Annotated in this window: 14 protein-coding genes and 1 tRNA gene; 11 read left to right on the top strand and 4 right to left on the bottom strand. The window is 52.5% G+C overall.

Annotation, left to right across the window (positions count from 1 at the left end; translation table 11 throughout):
- The first annotated feature begins 138 nt into the window (after positions 1–138).
- The 9 genes from NW747_RS03065 to NW747_RS03025 all read left to right on the top strand — a co-directional run bounded on the left by NW747_RS03065 (position 139) and on the right by NW747_RS03025 (position 9,426).
- Positions 139–927: an ABC transporter ATP-binding protein gene (locus tag NW747_RS03065; RefSeq protein ID WP_008859614.1), complete on the top strand. Its 789-nt coding sequence runs from the start codon at positions 139–141 to the stop codon at positions 925–927.
- A complete protein-coding gene (locus tag NW747_RS03060; protein WP_273096678.1) occupies positions 920–1,714 on the top strand; it encodes an ABC transporter permease in 795 nt (264 codons plus the stop codon). Before NW747_RS03065 ends, NW747_RS03060 begins: the two co-directional genes overlap by 8 nt.
- Before the next feature lie 292 nt (positions 1,715–2,006).
- Complete coding sequence (locus NW747_RS03055) at positions 2,007–3,062, top strand: extracellular solute-binding protein (protein WP_273187961.1); 1,056 nt, start codon at positions 2,007–2,009, stop codon at positions 3,060–3,062.
- 70 nt (positions 3,063–3,132) lie between these two features.
- A complete protein-coding gene (locus NW747_RS03050; RefSeq protein WP_273187960.1) occupies positions 3,133–4,239 on the top strand; it encodes an ABC transporter ATP-binding protein in 1,107 nt (368 codons plus the stop codon).
- Positions 4,236–5,888, top strand: coding sequence for an ABC transporter permease (locus tag NW747_RS03045; protein WP_273187959.1), 1,653 nt, complete (start codon positions 4,236–4,238; stop codon positions 5,886–5,888). Before NW747_RS03050 ends, NW747_RS03045 begins: the two co-directional genes overlap by 4 nt.
- Positions 5,889–5,966: 78 nt before the next feature.
- On the top strand, positions 5,967–6,617 hold the full coding sequence (deoC, locus tag NW747_RS03040) for a deoxyribose-phosphate aldolase (protein ID WP_273187958.1): 651 nt from the start codon (positions 5,967–5,969) through the stop codon (positions 6,615–6,617).
- A 327-nt stretch (positions 6,618–6,944) separates the two neighbouring features.
- A complete protein-coding gene (locus tag NW747_RS03035; protein WP_273187957.1) occupies positions 6,945–7,433 on the top strand; it encodes a hypothetical protein in 489 nt (162 codons plus the stop codon).
- Positions 7,434–8,052: 619 nt separating this feature from the next.
- A complete protein-coding gene (locus NW747_RS03030; RefSeq protein WP_273187956.1) occupies positions 8,053–9,213 on the top strand; it encodes a hypothetical protein in 1,161 nt (386 codons plus the stop codon).
- A 136-nt stretch (positions 9,214–9,349) separates the two neighbouring features.
- A tRNA-Arg gene (locus NW747_RS03025) sits at positions 9,350–9,426 on the top strand.
- A gap of 245 nt (positions 9,427–9,671) precedes the next feature.
- On the opposite strand, the gene arsB is transcribed toward NW747_RS03025, so the two are convergent.
- The 3 genes from arsB to NW747_RS03010 form a co-directional block, all read right to left on the bottom strand.
- Positions 9,672–10,727 (bottom strand): ACR3 family arsenite efflux transporter, encoded by a 1,056-nt coding sequence (gene arsB / locus NW747_RS03020; RefSeq protein WP_273187955.1) that lies wholly within the window; start codon positions 10,725–10,727, stop codon positions 9,672–9,674.
- Positions 10,714–11,016 carry an ArsR/SmtB family transcription factor gene (locus NW747_RS03015; protein ID WP_273187954.1) on the bottom strand — a complete coding sequence of 101 codons (303 nt, stop codon included), beginning with the start codon at positions 11,014–11,016 and terminating at the stop codon, positions 10,714–10,716. The genes arsB and NW747_RS03015 overlap by 14 nt, the downstream gene beginning before the upstream one ends.
- Before the next feature lie 264 nt (positions 11,017–11,280).
- Positions 11,281–12,162 carry a DMT family transporter gene (locus tag NW747_RS03010; RefSeq protein ID WP_273187953.1) on the bottom strand — a complete coding sequence of 294 codons (882 nt, stop codon included), beginning with the start codon at positions 12,160–12,162 and terminating at the stop codon, positions 11,281–11,283.
- 363 nt (positions 12,163–12,525) lie between these two features.
- Here NW747_RS03010 and NW747_RS03005 point away from each other — a divergent pair, with 363 nt between their 5' ends.
- Entirely contained in the window at positions 12,526–12,732 is a 207-nt protein-coding gene (locus tag NW747_RS03005) for a DUF2922 domain-containing protein (protein ID WP_008859626.1), read from the top strand.
- Between the two features lie 31 nt (positions 12,733–12,763).
- The gene (locus tag NW747_RS03000) at positions 12,764–12,988 is read left to right on the top strand and encodes a DUF1659 domain-containing protein (RefSeq protein ID WP_273187952.1); all 225 of its coding nucleotides are present in this window, start codon (positions 12,764–12,766) and stop codon (positions 12,986–12,988) included.
- 414 nt (positions 12,989–13,402) lie between these two features.
- On the opposite strand, the gene ispE is transcribed toward NW747_RS03000, so the two are convergent.
- Positions 13,403–14,269: a 4-(cytidine 5'-diphospho)-2-C-methyl-D-erythritol kinase gene (gene ispE / locus NW747_RS02995; protein WP_273187951.1), complete on the bottom strand. Its 867-nt coding sequence runs from the start codon at positions 14,267–14,269 to the stop codon at positions 13,403–13,405.
- Between the last annotated feature and the right edge of the window lie 148 nt (positions 14,270–14,417).

The following is a 14,417-nucleotide window of genomic DNA, read 5'->3' as shown; positions in this document are numbered from 1 at the left end:
AACCCTCATGTGCGCATTCTGCATAGAATGCGCAAGTCAGCCGAAGTTGGCCCTTAGCCTGCCCATAAAAGGGCCTTCCTATTGTCGGCTGACCGTTCGAAGGCGTGTTATATAAAAATATAAAAAACGGAGTCATCTATGGAAGTTATTATCGATCAAGTCAGCAAATCCTTCCGGAACGGCAAAAAGGTCCTGCCGGTATTGGAGGATATCAATATTACCCTGCACAAGGAAGAATTCGTGGCCCTCGTAGGACCCTCGGGCTGCGGAAAATCGACGCTGCTTAATATCTGCGCCGGCCTTCTGTCGCCGGACGCAGGATCCGTCTATTTCACAGGGGAAGATCTGAAAAGCGAGCCCCGGGTATCCATCGTATTTCAGGAGACAGGCCTCATGCCCTGGCGTAACGTATATGATAACATCGCCTTTGGACTGGACGCCGGCCATGTGCTGCCGAAGAAAGAGTGGAAAGAGAGAATCGACCACTATATTTCCCTGGTAGGTCTTTCGGGTTTTGAGAAATCTTATCCCCATCAGCTGTCCGGCGGCATGAGGCAGCGGGTAGGCATTGCCCGGGCCCTGGCCATCAATCCGGATCTGCTCCTCATGGACGAACCTTTCTCCGCCCTGGACGCCCAGACCCGCATCATCATGCAGCAGGAACTGGTGGACCTGTGGGAAAAGACGCGGCTCACCACCCTTTACGTGACCCACAATATCCAGGAAGCGGTCATGCTGGCGGACCGGGTGGTACTTCTTTCCCGCCGTCCGGGAAAGGTGCGGAATATCCTTTCCATTACCATCCCCCGGGGCGACCGGGAGAAACCGGAACATGCGGAAGAAATCGACCGCCTCACCCGTACCATCTGGGAACATATCAGCAAAGACGCCCTGGAGGCGATGACGGAGGTGAATGGCGATGAATAAGTACATGGTTGAAAATAAAATGAAACGGTGGCAGAAAAGCTACAGTCCCGCCGTTTCCCTGATTTCCGTGGCGGTGCTGCTTCTCATCTGGGAAGGCATCTGCCGGGCAGGGGTGGTGTCATCCCTCTTCCTGCCGCCGCCGACCCTCATCATTTCCGCTCTGATCGATATGATTCAGGATGGAGAAATCGGCGTCTCCCTGGCGGCCTCCCTGTACCGCATTCTGCTGGGCTTCTTCCTGGGCAGCGCCTTCGGCCTTCTGGTGGGCCTGGTCACCGGCACCTCCGCCCTGGCGGACCGCATGGCCAACCCCATCGTCAATGCCCTCTACCCCATTCCAAAAATCGCCCTGCTCCCCCTTTTCATCCTCTGGCTGGGCATCGGTGAAGTATCCAAAGTCACCATCATCGCCCTGGGCGTCTTCTTCCCTGTGGCCATGAACACCTACTCCGGCGTGAAAAACGTGGACACCCTGCTCATCAAAGTGGCCGTGAGCTTCCATGCCGGCTGGGGCTACACCATGAGAAACGTGGTGCTTCCCTACGCCCTCCCCATGATCTTCGCCGGCCTCCGCATAGCCGCCGGCACCGCCCTCCTCCTTCTGGTGGCGGCGGAAATGATTGCCGCCGAACAGGGCATCGGCGCCCTGATCCTCCACTACGGCGACCTCATGATTACCGAACGCCTCATGGCAGGAGTCATCGTCCTCTCCGTGCTGGGTCTCATCTTTAACCTGTTCCTCCAGTTCCTGGAAAGGAAACTGGTGCCCTGGAACCGTAAGGAATAGGAGAAGGAATTTCTTTTTATCTTTGAAACGGCATTTCTCTGACAAGGGAAATGCCGTTTTGGCATGGAAAACAGGGGAGAATTTTATAAGCCCATGGAATTTACATAAACATTACAAAAGAGCATATTATTTTACAAAATCTATACAGAATACTTATGATATCTAGATATCTGATTATACTATGATACAATAAGATTAAAGGCCGGACGCAGGGTGTACTGATTGGGGTGCACTTTTTTGACGTGAAAAATGGAGAATCTGGCAGTTTCCGGGACATAAGGAGGCACATAGAATGAAAGGTTTGAAAAAGATGGCGGCCGTACTGGCATGTGCGGCTATTGCGGCAGGTATTTTTGCAGGCTGCGGCGGGGATAACAAGAAGGATGACAAGGCGGCAGCAGGGGATAAGGTGCTCACCGTTTATACGGCCCGCAGCGAAAGCCTGAATAATCTGGTCATTCCTGCTTTTGAAAAGGAAACGGGCATTAAAGTGAATATGATTGTAGCAGGCACAGGTCCTCTGGTGAAACGGGTGTCTTCGGAAAAGGATAACCCCCAGGGCGATGTGCTTTGGGCTGCGGATCAGACCATGCTGGAATCGCAAAAGGACCTTTTTGAAAAATATGTATCGCCGGAAGATGCCAATATGCTGGATAATGCAAAGAATAAGACCGGCTATTTCACTCCTGCCTTTGCAGATCCTACCGTATTTATCGTAAATACGAACCTGGCAGGGGACATGAAGATTGAAGGATTTGACGATCTTCTGAATCCCGCGCTGAAGGGAAAGATTGCCTTTGGGGATCCGGCCAATTCCTCTTCGGCCTTCCAGAGCCTTATGGCCATGCTCTATGCCAAGGGAAAGGACGGGGATCCGTTGTCCCCGGAGGCCTGGGCCTATGTGGATAATTTCATCAAAAACGTGGATGGTAAGTTCCTGAACAGTTCCGGCGCCGTCCATAAAGGAGCCGCTGATGGAGAATATACCGTGGGTCTTACCTGGGAGGACCCGGCAGCTACCTATGTGAAGAACGGGGCGCCGGTGAAGGTGGTATTCCCGAAGGAAGGGGCTATTTTCCCGGGGGAATCAGTGGAAATTATCAAAGGTGCCAAGCACATGGAAAATGCTAAAAAGTTTGTAGATTTCATGCTTTCTCAGAAAATCCAGGAGGAAGCAGGGAAGACGTTGACGGTCCGCCCACTCAGAAAGGGCGTGAAGCTGGCTGATTATATGACGCCCCAGGATCAGATTCATCTGTTCAAGAATTATGATGAAGGATGGGTAGCACAGCACAAGAAGGAAATCGTGGCCCTCTGGAACCAGCACTTGGAAAATTCACGGCAGTAATGATAAAGCAGACTGAAAAAGGGACGCAGAAAAATTCTGCGCCCTGTTTTCTTTCATAAAGGAGTTATCTATGAGCGTATCCATTGATATTGACCATGTGGTCAAGAAATATGGCAGCAATACAGTGATTAACGGGCTGTCTTTGTCGGTGAAGCCGGGAGAATTTTTTACTCTTCTGGGACCGTCGGGTTGTGGTAAAACCACCCTGCTCCGCATGATTATCGGGTTTAATTCCATTGAAGGAGGAACCATCTCTGTGGGAGGACGGGTGATGAATGACGTGTCTCCGGATAAGAGAAATATGGGCATGGTTTTCCAGAACTATGCCATATTTCCCCATATGTCTGTCAGAGACAATGTGGCCTTTGGCCTTCGTATGCGGAATATCCCGGAAAAGGACATCGAAGAACGAGTGGATCATATGCTGAAGGTGGTGAAGATTGACCATTTGAAGGACCGCATGCCGGTGGCCCTTTCCGGCGGACAGCAGCAGCGGGTGGCACTGGCCCGCGCTATTGTCATCAGGCCGGAGGTGCTGCTCATGGACGAGCCTCTGTCCAATCTGGATGCAAAGCTCCGTATCGAAATGAGAAGCGCCATCAAGCAGATACAGAAGAAGGTGGATATTACCACAGTGTATGTAACTCATGACCAGGAAGAGGCACTGGCAGTGTCAGACCGCATTGCGGTCATGAACGGTGGCATTATCCAGCAGATTGGAAAACCTGCTGATATTTACAAGCGGCCGGCTAATGTGTTCGTGTCCACATTTATCGGCCTTTCCAATCTGCTTGATGGCAGGATTCATGGCAGCGGCAGCTCCCGAAGAGTGTCCTTTGATGGAACATCCTATGAAACGGTGATGGACAATCTGTCGGCGGAAGCGAAGGATAAGGAACCGGTGATTCTGTCTGTGCGCCCGGAGGAATTTGATATCCATACAGATGGTGGTACAGCAGGTATTCGCGGGGAAATCGTTTCTTCCATTTTTCTGGGACTCACCACCCATTATTTCATCCATCTGGAAAACGGAAAGGATATTGAGGTGCTGGAAACCAGGGAGGACCATGATATCATTCCAGATGGCAGTGCCGTGACACTGACAGTAAAACCCCGGTTCATCAACGTTTTTCATAAGGCATCCGGCACATCCTTGATTGAAGGTGAACCATCATGAAGAAAAAACTGACCCTGTGGGACCTGTTCAGTGTCATGATTTTTGCATTCTTTGCTCTCTTCATCCTCTATCCGCTCTTCCTCATCCTGTACAAGAGTGTCATTTCCGGGGATACCGGTGCCTTTTCGCTGCAGTACTTTGCCCATTTCTTTGCAAAGAAATTTTACTGGGGCACCATGATTAATTCCCTGAAGGTAACGGTGGTTTCTACGGCTCTGGCGGCGGCGCTGGGACTTCCGCTGGCATACCTCATGGGTCGGCTGAAAATCAGGGGAAGCAGTTTCCTTAATATACTTATTGTCATCGCCTACTTGTCGCCGCCATTTATCGGAGCCTATGCCTGGATACAGCTTCTGGGAAGAAATGGCGTCATTACCCAGTTTCTGAACCATATGCTGGGTACCCATTTCGGCGGGGTGTATGGCTTCGCCGGCATTGTCCTTGTTTTCACGCTCCAGTCTTTTCCCCTCGTTTACATTTATGTGTCGGGGGCATTGAAAAGTCTGGATAATTCACTGAATGAAGCGGCGGAAAGTCTTGGCTGTGGAAAGGCTGGCCGGATTCGCCGGATTATCATTCCCCTGGTTATGCCTACCCTCCTTGCCAGCTCCATGCTGGTCTTTATGCGGGTATTTGCTGATTTCGGTACGCCCATGCTTATCGGTGAAGGCTATAAAACACTACCTGTGCTCATTTACAACCAGTTCATGGGAGAAGTCGGAGGGGATGACGGCTTTGCGGCAGCTGTCTGCTGCATCGTTATCGGACTGACCATCGTCATGTTCTTTGTACAGCGTTTCCTGGCCAACCGGAATACCTATGCTATGAATGCGCTGAAGCCCATGGTGGCAGAAAAGGCGAAGGGAGTGAAGAATCTGCTGGCTCATGCAGTGATTTACCTTGTGGTGGGGCTGGCAGTACTTCCTCAGGCAGTGGTTATCTATACCTCCTTCCTGGCATCCAACGGCGGACAGGTATTTACTGGCGGCTTTGCCCTTCAAAGCTATGAAGCTACCCTCTTTGCCAAAGACAATGATGTTATCTGGCACACTTATTTCCTGGGTCTCTGTGCCATCTGCATCGTTCTTGTGCTGGGCGTTCTCATCGCCTATCTGTCGGTACGGAAGAAGAATCCGCTGAACAGCGCTTTGGACGTGATTACCATGTTCCCTTTTATCATCCCCGGTTCTGTGCTTGGTATTTCCTTCGTATTCGCTTTTAACAAATCGCCGCTGATTCTGACCGGTACGGCCATCATCATGATTATTTCCTTTGCTATCCGGCGCATGCCCTATACGGTACGCTCCTCCACGGCGGCACTGGGTAATATCAGCCCCTCCATTGAAGAGGCGGCTGTGTCTCTGGGAGCTTCGGAAATGACCACATTTCGGAAAATCACTATCCCCATGATGGCTCCCGGCGTCCTGTCCGGCGCCATTATGAGCTGGGTCACCATTATCAGTGAATTGTCATCGTCCATTATCCTTTATACGAATTCCACACAGACACTGACCGTATCTATTTATACGGAAGTCATCCGGGGCAATTACGGCAATGCTTCTGCTTATGCCACCATACTCACGGTGACCTCCATCATTTCCCTGCTTCTTTTCTATAAGCTCACAGGGAAGCGGGACGTGTCTCTTTGAAAGTGGAAAGGCAGGAAGCCCCTGCCTTTTTCTGCTATAATGCAGGAAGAAACAGATCACTCAGAAAGGAGCATTTCCATGACTAACGACTTCATCTTTTCCCATGTGGACCACACCCTTTTGAAAGCCACCGCTGCCTGGCGAGACATCCGTGCCTTATGCGAAGAGGCGGAAAGGTATCACATGGCTTCGGTGTGCGTCCCCTCCTCTTTTGTGAAGAAAATCCGTGAGCACTTCCCATCCCTCACCATCTGCACAGTGGTGGGCTTTCCGCTGGGGAACTGCAGCACGGCGGCCAAGACCTTTGAGGCGGCAGAGGCCATCAGGGATGGCGCCGATGAAATCGACATGGTCATCCACATCGGTGCCCTGAAGGAGGGGAATCTTTCCTATGTGACCGGTGAAATCAAAGCTGTGAAGGAGACCATAGGGGACCATATCCTGAAGGTCATCGTGGAGACCTGCTATCTTACGGAAGAAGAAAAAATCGCCGCCTGCCGCTGCGTCACTGAAGGGGGAGCAGACTATATCAAAACATCCACCGGCTTTGGCAGCGCCGGCGCTGTGTTGTCCGATGTGAAACTCTTTAAAAAATACGTGGGAGAAAAGGTGAAAATCAAAGCCGCCGGCGGCATCCACAGCAAACAAGAAATGGAAGATTTCCTTAACGCCGGCGCCTCCCGCATCGGCGCCAGTGGAGCTATTCCGGCTCTTTTGGGGAAGGAATGATTCCATGGGGATTTCAGAATGCAGATGTACTTTTGCTTTATTGACAGGCTGGGTTTTATCCTTTTATAATTGAACAGACAGTGCTTCCTTAGTCTGCATTTGGAGGGATTGCCATGAGAAATTTAATCATTGATGAAGGGAAACTTCATTTGCTTCTTGAATCGAAAAAAACTTTTTATTGGAGGCTCTCTGACTGGCGCTTTAGGCCTGATTGCCGGTGGAGTCAATGCAGTTCATAATGGATATGAAGGGACTGCTCTTCATTATGGGATGATACTGCTGGGCATATGTATGCTTGTTTTAGGCGTAAGGGAGGGTTGGAAGAATATGAAGTACAATCATGAGAAAATGATGAAAGATATTATCAATCTGGATCAGACAGCCTATCATCATTCCATCGTCGTATTCCAGGATACATTTCTCCCTTTTGCCAATAGATATCTTGTATATTGGGATAAGCGCTGGCAGTGCTGGTTTTTTCTGAATTATCCTACCCAGCAGGATGAAAGGAAGAATGTAGAAATCATAGGCGATAAGATTTCCCGTGCCTTGAAGATTGATTCTTCCTGCATTCGGCTTGAAAGAAAGTGCCAGAAGCTGCAGCAGAAATACTCAGAATCTCACAAGGAGGAACGGTACTATGACCATGTTTTTTATAAAGGAACAATTACCGTTTTTCCGGAATTGATGAAGTCGGACAGCTTCGACATAGATGGCGTATCCTACCGCTGGATGACCATGGCAGCCATGAAAGCGAATCCGGATGTCAGAAAGAAAAATCTGGATGTGGTAGAAGTGGTAGAAAAAGACTTTTAAATATTGGATTAAAAATCCGGCAGACTGCCTTGCGGCAGCTGCGGGATTTTTGCGGCCCGGTCCCCAAAGGCCGATAAGGGACTATAAATTGCGGCGAAGCCGCCACCACCACTCTTGGCCCAAAGGACCGTCAAACCTAAGAACCTTTTCCCGAATCTTCCCGTCGACTGGTATTTACTACCGTTTGTCTCATGCCTGTCATGCACCGAGATTCTTCGCTGGCGCTCAGAATGACTGTGAGGGCGGGAAGGCAATCCCGTAGCGCTGCTGCCGAGAGGCGGCTATACTCATCGACGCCAAAGGCGTCGCTACCACAACCCTCGCCCCTAAAGGGGAAACGACTCACTATGATTTGTGCGTCGCTTTGCTCCTTCAAATCATGTTCGCTGTGCACGCCAACGGCGCTGTCAAACTTCAGAACCCTTGCGCCCATAGGGCGCATCAATCTTAAGAACCTTTTTACACAACCTTTTTACACAACCTGCGGCGAAGCCGCGCCCCCTCATAATTCCCCTTTTCAAAAGAGCGGTATCTGGATTATAATTAAGAATGGAAAATTAGGGTACGCTTACGCAGGAAATGACCATTTTCCCGCGCCGGTCCGGAAAGGAGGGACATCATGGGTTTATCCATCAGGGACATACTGATACTGGATTATTTTGACGGAAAGCCGCTGCATCATCGGATACCGCCTTATAAACTGCATATCTACGGCCCCGATGCCAATACCCGGATTGATGCCCTCATGGAAGATGGATGGATACGGTCCAGCCGGCCTCAGGAGACGGTGAACATGCTTCCGGACAAGGTGCTTTCTGATTTCCTGAAGCGCTATGACCTGTCCGGCGAAGGAACCCATGCGGAGCTGACGGGTCGGGTGATTTCCAAAATCCCGGAGAAGGACTATGCCCATGGAGTGCCCCGGATTTACGTACTCACCAGAGAAGGAAAGGCGGAAATTGGCCATCACATGGCCTATGTGCTGAATGTGCGGGAAAATTACGGATTAACGGAAGGGGAAATCGGGGAGTCCCAGAATGCCCTGACCCAGCGGGGGGGACCTTTTACGGCCCGGGATATTCTGTACCGCGCTTTCCAGCAGAAAATCGCTCTGTATACCATGGCGGGGGAATGGTCCAAGCTTCGGAATATGTACTACACGGTGGCCAATTTCTACCTGCGCATCAAGGACAAGGCCCATGCCCTGCCATACCTGTACCTTGTCTTTTTCATGGATATGTCGGGCATGGGAAATAAGAATAACCTGGTGCCCTATGAGAACCTGTTCCCCACCCAGAAGGGCATGATCCTTCTCATGGATGAAATACGGAAAGAACTGCATCTGACACTGGAAGATGTGAAGACCTCCTTCCTGTCCTCCATTGCCCGCATGGCGCCAAGGCTGCCTTTTTCCTATTTTTCACCCCAAATGATGGCATCCATGCTGCTGGAACGGCTCCGGGGGCGGGATTTTAACGGCACCCGCTACATTGCGGACCGCAATGTGCCGGACCCGGCTTCTAAGTCTTACCACTATGTGCCCTACGGCAGGAGCGAGGCCAGGACCCCTTTGCGGCGGACGCCGGCAGTGAAGCCGAAAATCATGGCGCCCCCGGTGCTCCGTATGCCCACCTTCACAGCGCCGCCGCCTTTTCGCCCCAGCGAAAACACGCCTCCTCTGCCCAAGGTGCCCCGGCCGGGACCGGAAAAACCGGTGATGCCCAAGCCTTCGAGAAAAGAGAAGAAGGGACTGCTGGACAGGATTAAGGACCTGTTTTGACGATTATAGGCTCCCTGCCCCTCTTTCGAGGACGTCCCTGCTTTCAGGAAAAGGGCTCATTATCCGGCGGTAAGCGGACAGCAGGCCATATGTCACCCTTTACAAAATCCCATTCTTTTTGTAAAATAAAACTAATGCGTTTGTAGCTCAGCTGGATAGAGCAGCGGTTTCCTAAACCGTGTGTCGGGAGTTCGAATCTCCCCAAGCGCACCATGAAAAATCAGCACCTTTGAGAAATCTCAAAGGTGCTTTTTTGCTGCAGCTGTCACTATGAAATACATTTTATTGTTTTTATCAGCTGTTTTCTATACTTATTACAAGAAACGAATTGACGCAGGTATTCTCTCCGTTTCCCTGTCATATAGACGAAAGTGCTGGGGCGCGGAGAAATCTCACTTCAAAGGGAGGAGGCCCCCTTGCGGCAGGCGTTGTGGGTGCAGAGGAAGGCAATGACCGGTTTATGATTCATGGGAAAACCATCCTTTCGTATGGTTGGCGATTCTGACCAGGGCGAGCATGACCGGGACTTCCGTGAGGACGCCTACGGTGGTGGCCAGGGCGGCGGGGCTGGAGGCACCGAAGAGGGCTACAGCCACCGCTACGGAAAGTTCAAAGAAATTGGAGGCGCCGATCATGCCGGCAGGGGCAGCGATGGAGAAGGGGAGCTTCAGCATATGGGCAGCTCCATAGGCCAGGAAGAAGATAAGGAAGGTCTGAATAGTTAAGGGCACTGCGATGAGAAGGATGTGCAGGGGATTGGAAAGGATCATGTCCGCCTGGGAGCTGAAGATGATGACCAGGGTAAGAAGAAGGCCTGCCGTGGTTACATGGTCGAATTTGTGGACGAAAACCTTATCCAGATAGGCTTCGCCGCGGTTCTTCACCACCAGGCGGCGGGTCAGCACGCCGCCGGACAGAGGAATGACTACGAAAAGGAAGACACTGACAAAGAGAATGTCGTAGGGAACGGATACCTGGGAAACGCCCAGAAGGAATTTCACAATCGGTACGAAGGCCACGAGGATGATCAGGTCGTTGGTGGCCACCTGTACCACTGTGTACGCCGGATTTCCATGGGTGAGAGTGCTCCACACAAAGACCATGGCCGTGCAGGGGGCGGCGCCCAGAAGGACGGCGCCGGCCAGGTACTGTCTGGCCAGCTCCGGATCCATGAAGGCGCCAAACAGGTGGAAGAAGAAAAAGGCGGCAATGCCGTACATGGTGAAGGGCTTGACGAGCCAGTTCGTCACCCAGGTCACCAGAAGGCCCTTTCCATTTCTTCCGGCCTGTTTGATACTCTGGAAATCGACTTTAATCATCATGGGGTAAATCATGACCCAGATGAGCACTGCCATGGGAAGAGAAATGCCATCTATCTGCAGGCGCCCCAGAAAGCGGGGCAGGGCGGGAAGGAAATGGCCCAGGGCCACGCCCAGCACCATGCACAGCAGCACCCACAGGGTGAGATAGCGCTGGAAGAAACTCATATTTCTTTCTGTATCAGCAGCAGGCATGATGGTCATCTCCTGTGTTTGTTACCTGAAACAGATCCTGAATGAACCGGGCGAGCTCCCGGCCATTGGCCTGGTTCAGGGAGTAATACACCCATCTGCCTTCTTTTCGGTTGTTAACCAGACCGGCCTCACAGAGTACCTTCATGTGGTGGGACAGGGTGGGCTGGGAGAAATGGAGATTTTCCAGAAGCACGCAGGCGCATTGTTCGCCCTGCTCAAGCAGTTTGATAATGCGAAGGCGGCTTTCATCGGTGATGGCCTTCAGCATGATGATTTGTTCTTTTGGCATAGGTTTAGGGACCTCCTCGTATTTACCGACATCAATATATTGAAGAGCATAGCACATAGATTGACCTGCGTCAATATGTGAAACAGAAAGGGGTAGAGAGGGAGGGTTGGAACTATGGGGCCATCCAGGGGCGGAGCCCCATGGCGGCTTGCATCCGGGCGCCAAAGGCGTCTGAGCCTTACTGTCTGTGGAAATACGGTTTCCCCGCAAATCTGCAAAGCGCATGTATGACGGCAGGCAGGGGTTTTCCAGCGAATGGGTCCCTTATTTCCTTGCCACCGCTGCCACGGCCAGGATGATGAGGGCCATGCCGAGGAGCTCCCAGAAGCCGAAGGCGAGGCGGAAGATGAGGAAGGAGAAAAGAATGGAGGACAGCGGCTCGATGGCAGAAATAATGCTGGCTTCCGTGGGAAGGATATAGGCAACGCTGCTGAGGTAGAGAACAAAGGAGCAGACCGTGCCGAAAATGACCACATAAGCGAAGGCAAGGAGCACGGATGTATCCACGGTGCCGGTGAAAGGCGTGAGGGCTGTCACCGGCAGGAGGAAGAAGGCGGCGGTGAACATGCCCCAGCCTACCACCAGGGGCGCTCCGTATTTCTTAATGATGCGCACCGGTTCCACTGTATAGATGGCACAGGCCAGGGCCGAGAGAAGGCCCCAGAAGAGGGCTTTTTCGGAAATGGAGAGACTTCTGAAGTCACCGCCCGTGGCAATGAGGGCCGTGCCGGCTATAGCGAAGAAGGCGCAGAAGAGCTCCCTCATCCGGGGCTGCCTCTTTTCTGACAGGCAGTACCAGAAAATGATGAGGATAGGCATGAGGTATTCCAGAATGGTGGCAGTAGGAGCATTGCTGTATTGGATGGAGGCAAAGTAGCCGTACTGGGTGCCCAGCATGCCGAAGGCACTGAAAATGAGGAGGTCCCGGCGATCCTTCCGGTCTTTCCACAGGGCGGATATATTTCCTTTGAAGAAATGGGTCAGAAGAAGTAAAAGAAATCCGGCGGTCAGGAGCCGGAAAAAGGTAAGCCATGCAGGGGCTATATGTTCATTAATTAGAAGAAACTGGCCTGCAATGCCGCTGCTGCCCCAGAAGACGGAGCCGGCAGAGGCAGAGAGGAGCCCTTTTTTCCTATCAGCAGTCATCAAATCATCCTTTCAGCCTGTTTTACGAGCATATCATAACAAATGGAGATAGGGGCTGCAAGAAAGGGGCCGCCGGCAGATTCCTGACGGGCCCTGCAGTGAGCGCGAGGGGACATGGCAGAAACCCCTTCAGGGCAGCCGGGAAAGCGCTCCGGGGGCCGAAGAAAACAGGAGGTCTGCACAGGGCCCTCCATCAGGGGGATGGAAAAGCGTCGGAAAGAGGAAATTTTTATTTCCCCTCCTTGAGACTGGGCATTCCTTCACCGGACTATGTACACAGAGAAACGGAGAGAGCGGAGCCGGCCCGGGCGGCAGGCTTTCTGCGGTTCTCCTGGAGATTTCATTTAGAAAGGAAGGATACTCATGAAAAATCTGGCACTCGTATTCAAAACCAACAGTAAATCCACCATGACCATTACCCTGGCCAATCCCAGGGATAATGTGACTCTGGACGAAGTCAAAGCGGCAGCAGCGAAAATGATTCCAGTCCTCGTCACCAGCGCAGGAGCAGATGTGACGGGCCTGGAAAAAGCCACTGTGATTACCACCTCCGAAGAAGAGCTGGCGTAAGTTGTTGTAAAGATAGAAAGGAAGTCATACTATGGCAGTGAAAAAGGAAGCATACGACGTAAAGGTTCAGATTCGTTTCGAGAATGGCACTGACAGCTACGGCAAAACCGCCGTGAAGACCATGTCTCTGGGACAGATCAAACTGGGCGCTACGGACCAGGAGCTCCTGGATGCAGGGACCGCCCTGGCAGGTCTCTCCTCCATGCCTCTGGCAGGGATTCGGAGAATCGATACCGGTGACCTCGTGGAAGGCTGAGGTATAAGGACAAAGGCCGCGGAGAAATCCGCGGCCTTTTGCGTGAATGACACAGATACTGCCTGCCCCGCTGTCATTTCGACTGCAGCGGAGCGGAGACATCTCACACCTCCATGGTACAGAGGGGAGGCAGGAAATCTCTCGGTTCAGAGTTTCCACAGGGCCCAAAACCTTTATCACCCATACCGGCATGTCCCCCCCTCGAGATGACGCATGGTCTGTAAAGCTGTCATCAAAAAGTCATAGAAAAAGGGGCTGTGAAGAAATGACTTACATTTTTTCACAGCCCCTTTTTTCTGTGCCAGGGCCTTTGACATTTGAAAATGAAACCAAGGGTGGCGCTGCTTCTCGCAAGTGTCCTGAAGGCAGGGGAGGCCTTCGGCTGTCTGCTGCGCTCTCAGGGGAGACAGGATTTCAGCTCTTTTCAGGAAGGGCGGGGCCCGTAGTTTCTGCTTCTTCTACAAACCAGAGGGGATGGGCCTTTTGGAGCTCCCGGCGGAGGGGCGCTCCTTCGCCTTTATTTTCCAATATCATGAAAAAGGCGGAGCCGGAGCCTGTCATCAGGACGGGGCGGGAAAGGGCGTGCAGGGCGCGGGCGGTTTCCTGGAGGATGGGGTCCAGCGGGAAAAGGGCCGGTTCAAAGTCATTGGCCAGGGAGGAAAGGAGAAGGGGAAGGTTTCTGGTTTGAAGGGCTTTGACGCAGCTGCCCGTATTGTCTTTCAGGCGTCCGGGGAGGGCGTCGATGGCGGCGTAGGCTCTGGCGGTGGATTCAGAGGTCTGGGGGCGGATGATGAGGAGGGGAAGCCCTTCCCAGGGGGGCAGGGCGGTGAGCTTATCGCCGATGCCTTCGCAGCGGGCGGCGCCGCCGGCCACGCAGAAGGGGATGTCGGCGCCCAGGGAAGCCCCCATGGCGGCCAGGTCGGAAGGGGAGTCGCCGGTTTCATACAGGGCGGCGAGGCCGCGGAGCACGGCAGCCGCATCGGAGGAGCCGCCGCCCATGCCAGCCTGGGAGGGGATTTCCTTGGCAAGAGTCATGGAAACGCCGGGCAGCTGCTTTTTTTGGAGAAAAAGCTCCGCTGCCTTCACCATGAGATTATCCCTGCCCTCCGGGGCGCTGCCTTTGACGACGGTCAAGGTGGTGGTGTCTGCCTTTTCCAGGGTAATGGTGTCGGAGAGGGAGATAGAGTGCATGACGGAATCAATGTCATGGTATCCGTCCGTCCTTTTTTGACCTATAGACAGAGTGAGGTTGATTTTGGCATAGGCTGTTTCCTGTATCATTTCGTGCTCCTTAGGGAATAGATTTCCTTTATTATATCCTATGGATGGGAATAGGGGGAGTGGAAGATAGGGATGGGGACACGCCCTTTGGGGGTGAGGGTTCAGGCGCCTTTCGGCGCGGTCGAGATCGGGACCGGGGCGGTGCTTT

It is taken from the genome of Dialister succinatiphilus (assembly GCF_928721695.1).
Classification (GTDB): domain Bacteria; phylum Bacillota; class Negativicutes; order Veillonellales; family Dialisteraceae; genus Dialister; species Dialister succinatiphilus.
Note: the sequence above shows the minus strand (reverse complement) of the source record. Positions and strands in the feature narration are given on the sequence as shown.

What these genes read in the sequence shown, in the direction of transcription:
- NW747_RS03065 (WP_008859614.1), top strand. Translation starts at nt 139, where the DNA reads ATGGAAGTTATTATCGATCAAGTCAGCAAATCCTTCCGGAACGGCAAA.
- NW747_RS03060 (WP_273096678.1), top strand. Translation starts at nt 920, where the DNA reads ATGAATAAGTACATGGTTGAAAATAAAATGAAACGGTGGCAGAAAAGC.
- NW747_RS03055 (WP_273187961.1), top strand. Translation starts at nt 2,007, where the DNA reads ATGAAAGGTTTGAAAAAGATGGCGGCCGTACTGGCATGTGCGGCTATT.
- NW747_RS03050 (WP_273187960.1), top strand. Translation starts at nt 3,133, where the DNA reads ATGAGCGTATCCATTGATATTGACCATGTGGTCAAGAAATATGGCAGC.
- NW747_RS03045 (WP_273187959.1), top strand. Translation starts at nt 4,236, where the DNA reads ATGAAGAAAAAACTGACCCTGTGGGACCTGTTCAGTGTCATGATTTTT.
- deoC (WP_273187958.1), top strand. Translation starts at nt 5,967, where the DNA reads ATGACTAACGACTTCATCTTTTCCCATGTGGACCACACCCTTTTGAAA.
- NW747_RS03035 (WP_273187957.1), top strand. Translation starts at nt 6,945, where the DNA reads ATGAAGTACAATCATGAGAAAATGATGAAAGATATTATCAATCTGGAT.
- NW747_RS03030 (WP_273187956.1), top strand. Translation starts at nt 8,053, where the DNA reads ATGGGTTTATCCATCAGGGACATACTGATACTGGATTATTTTGACGGA.
- arsB (WP_273187955.1), bottom strand. Translation starts at nt 10,727, where the DNA reads ATGCCTGCTGCTGATACAGAAAGAAATATGAGTTTCTTCCAGCGCTAT.
- NW747_RS03015 (WP_273187954.1), bottom strand. Translation starts at nt 11,016, where the DNA reads ATGCCAAAAGAACAAATCATCATGCTGAAGGCCATCACCGATGAAAGC.
- NW747_RS03010 (WP_273187953.1), bottom strand. Translation starts at nt 12,162, where the DNA reads ATGACTGCTGATAGGAAAAAAGGGCTCCTCTCTGCCTCTGCCGGCTCC.
- NW747_RS03005 (WP_008859626.1), top strand. Translation starts at nt 12,526, where the DNA reads ATGAAAAATCTGGCACTCGTATTCAAAACCAACAGTAAATCCACCATG.
- NW747_RS03000 (WP_273187952.1), top strand. Translation starts at nt 12,764, where the DNA reads ATGGCAGTGAAAAAGGAAGCATACGACGTAAAGGTTCAGATTCGTTTC.
- ispE (WP_273187951.1), bottom strand. Translation starts at nt 14,269, where the DNA reads ATGATACAGGAAACAGCCTATGCCAAAATCAACCTCACTCTGTCTATA.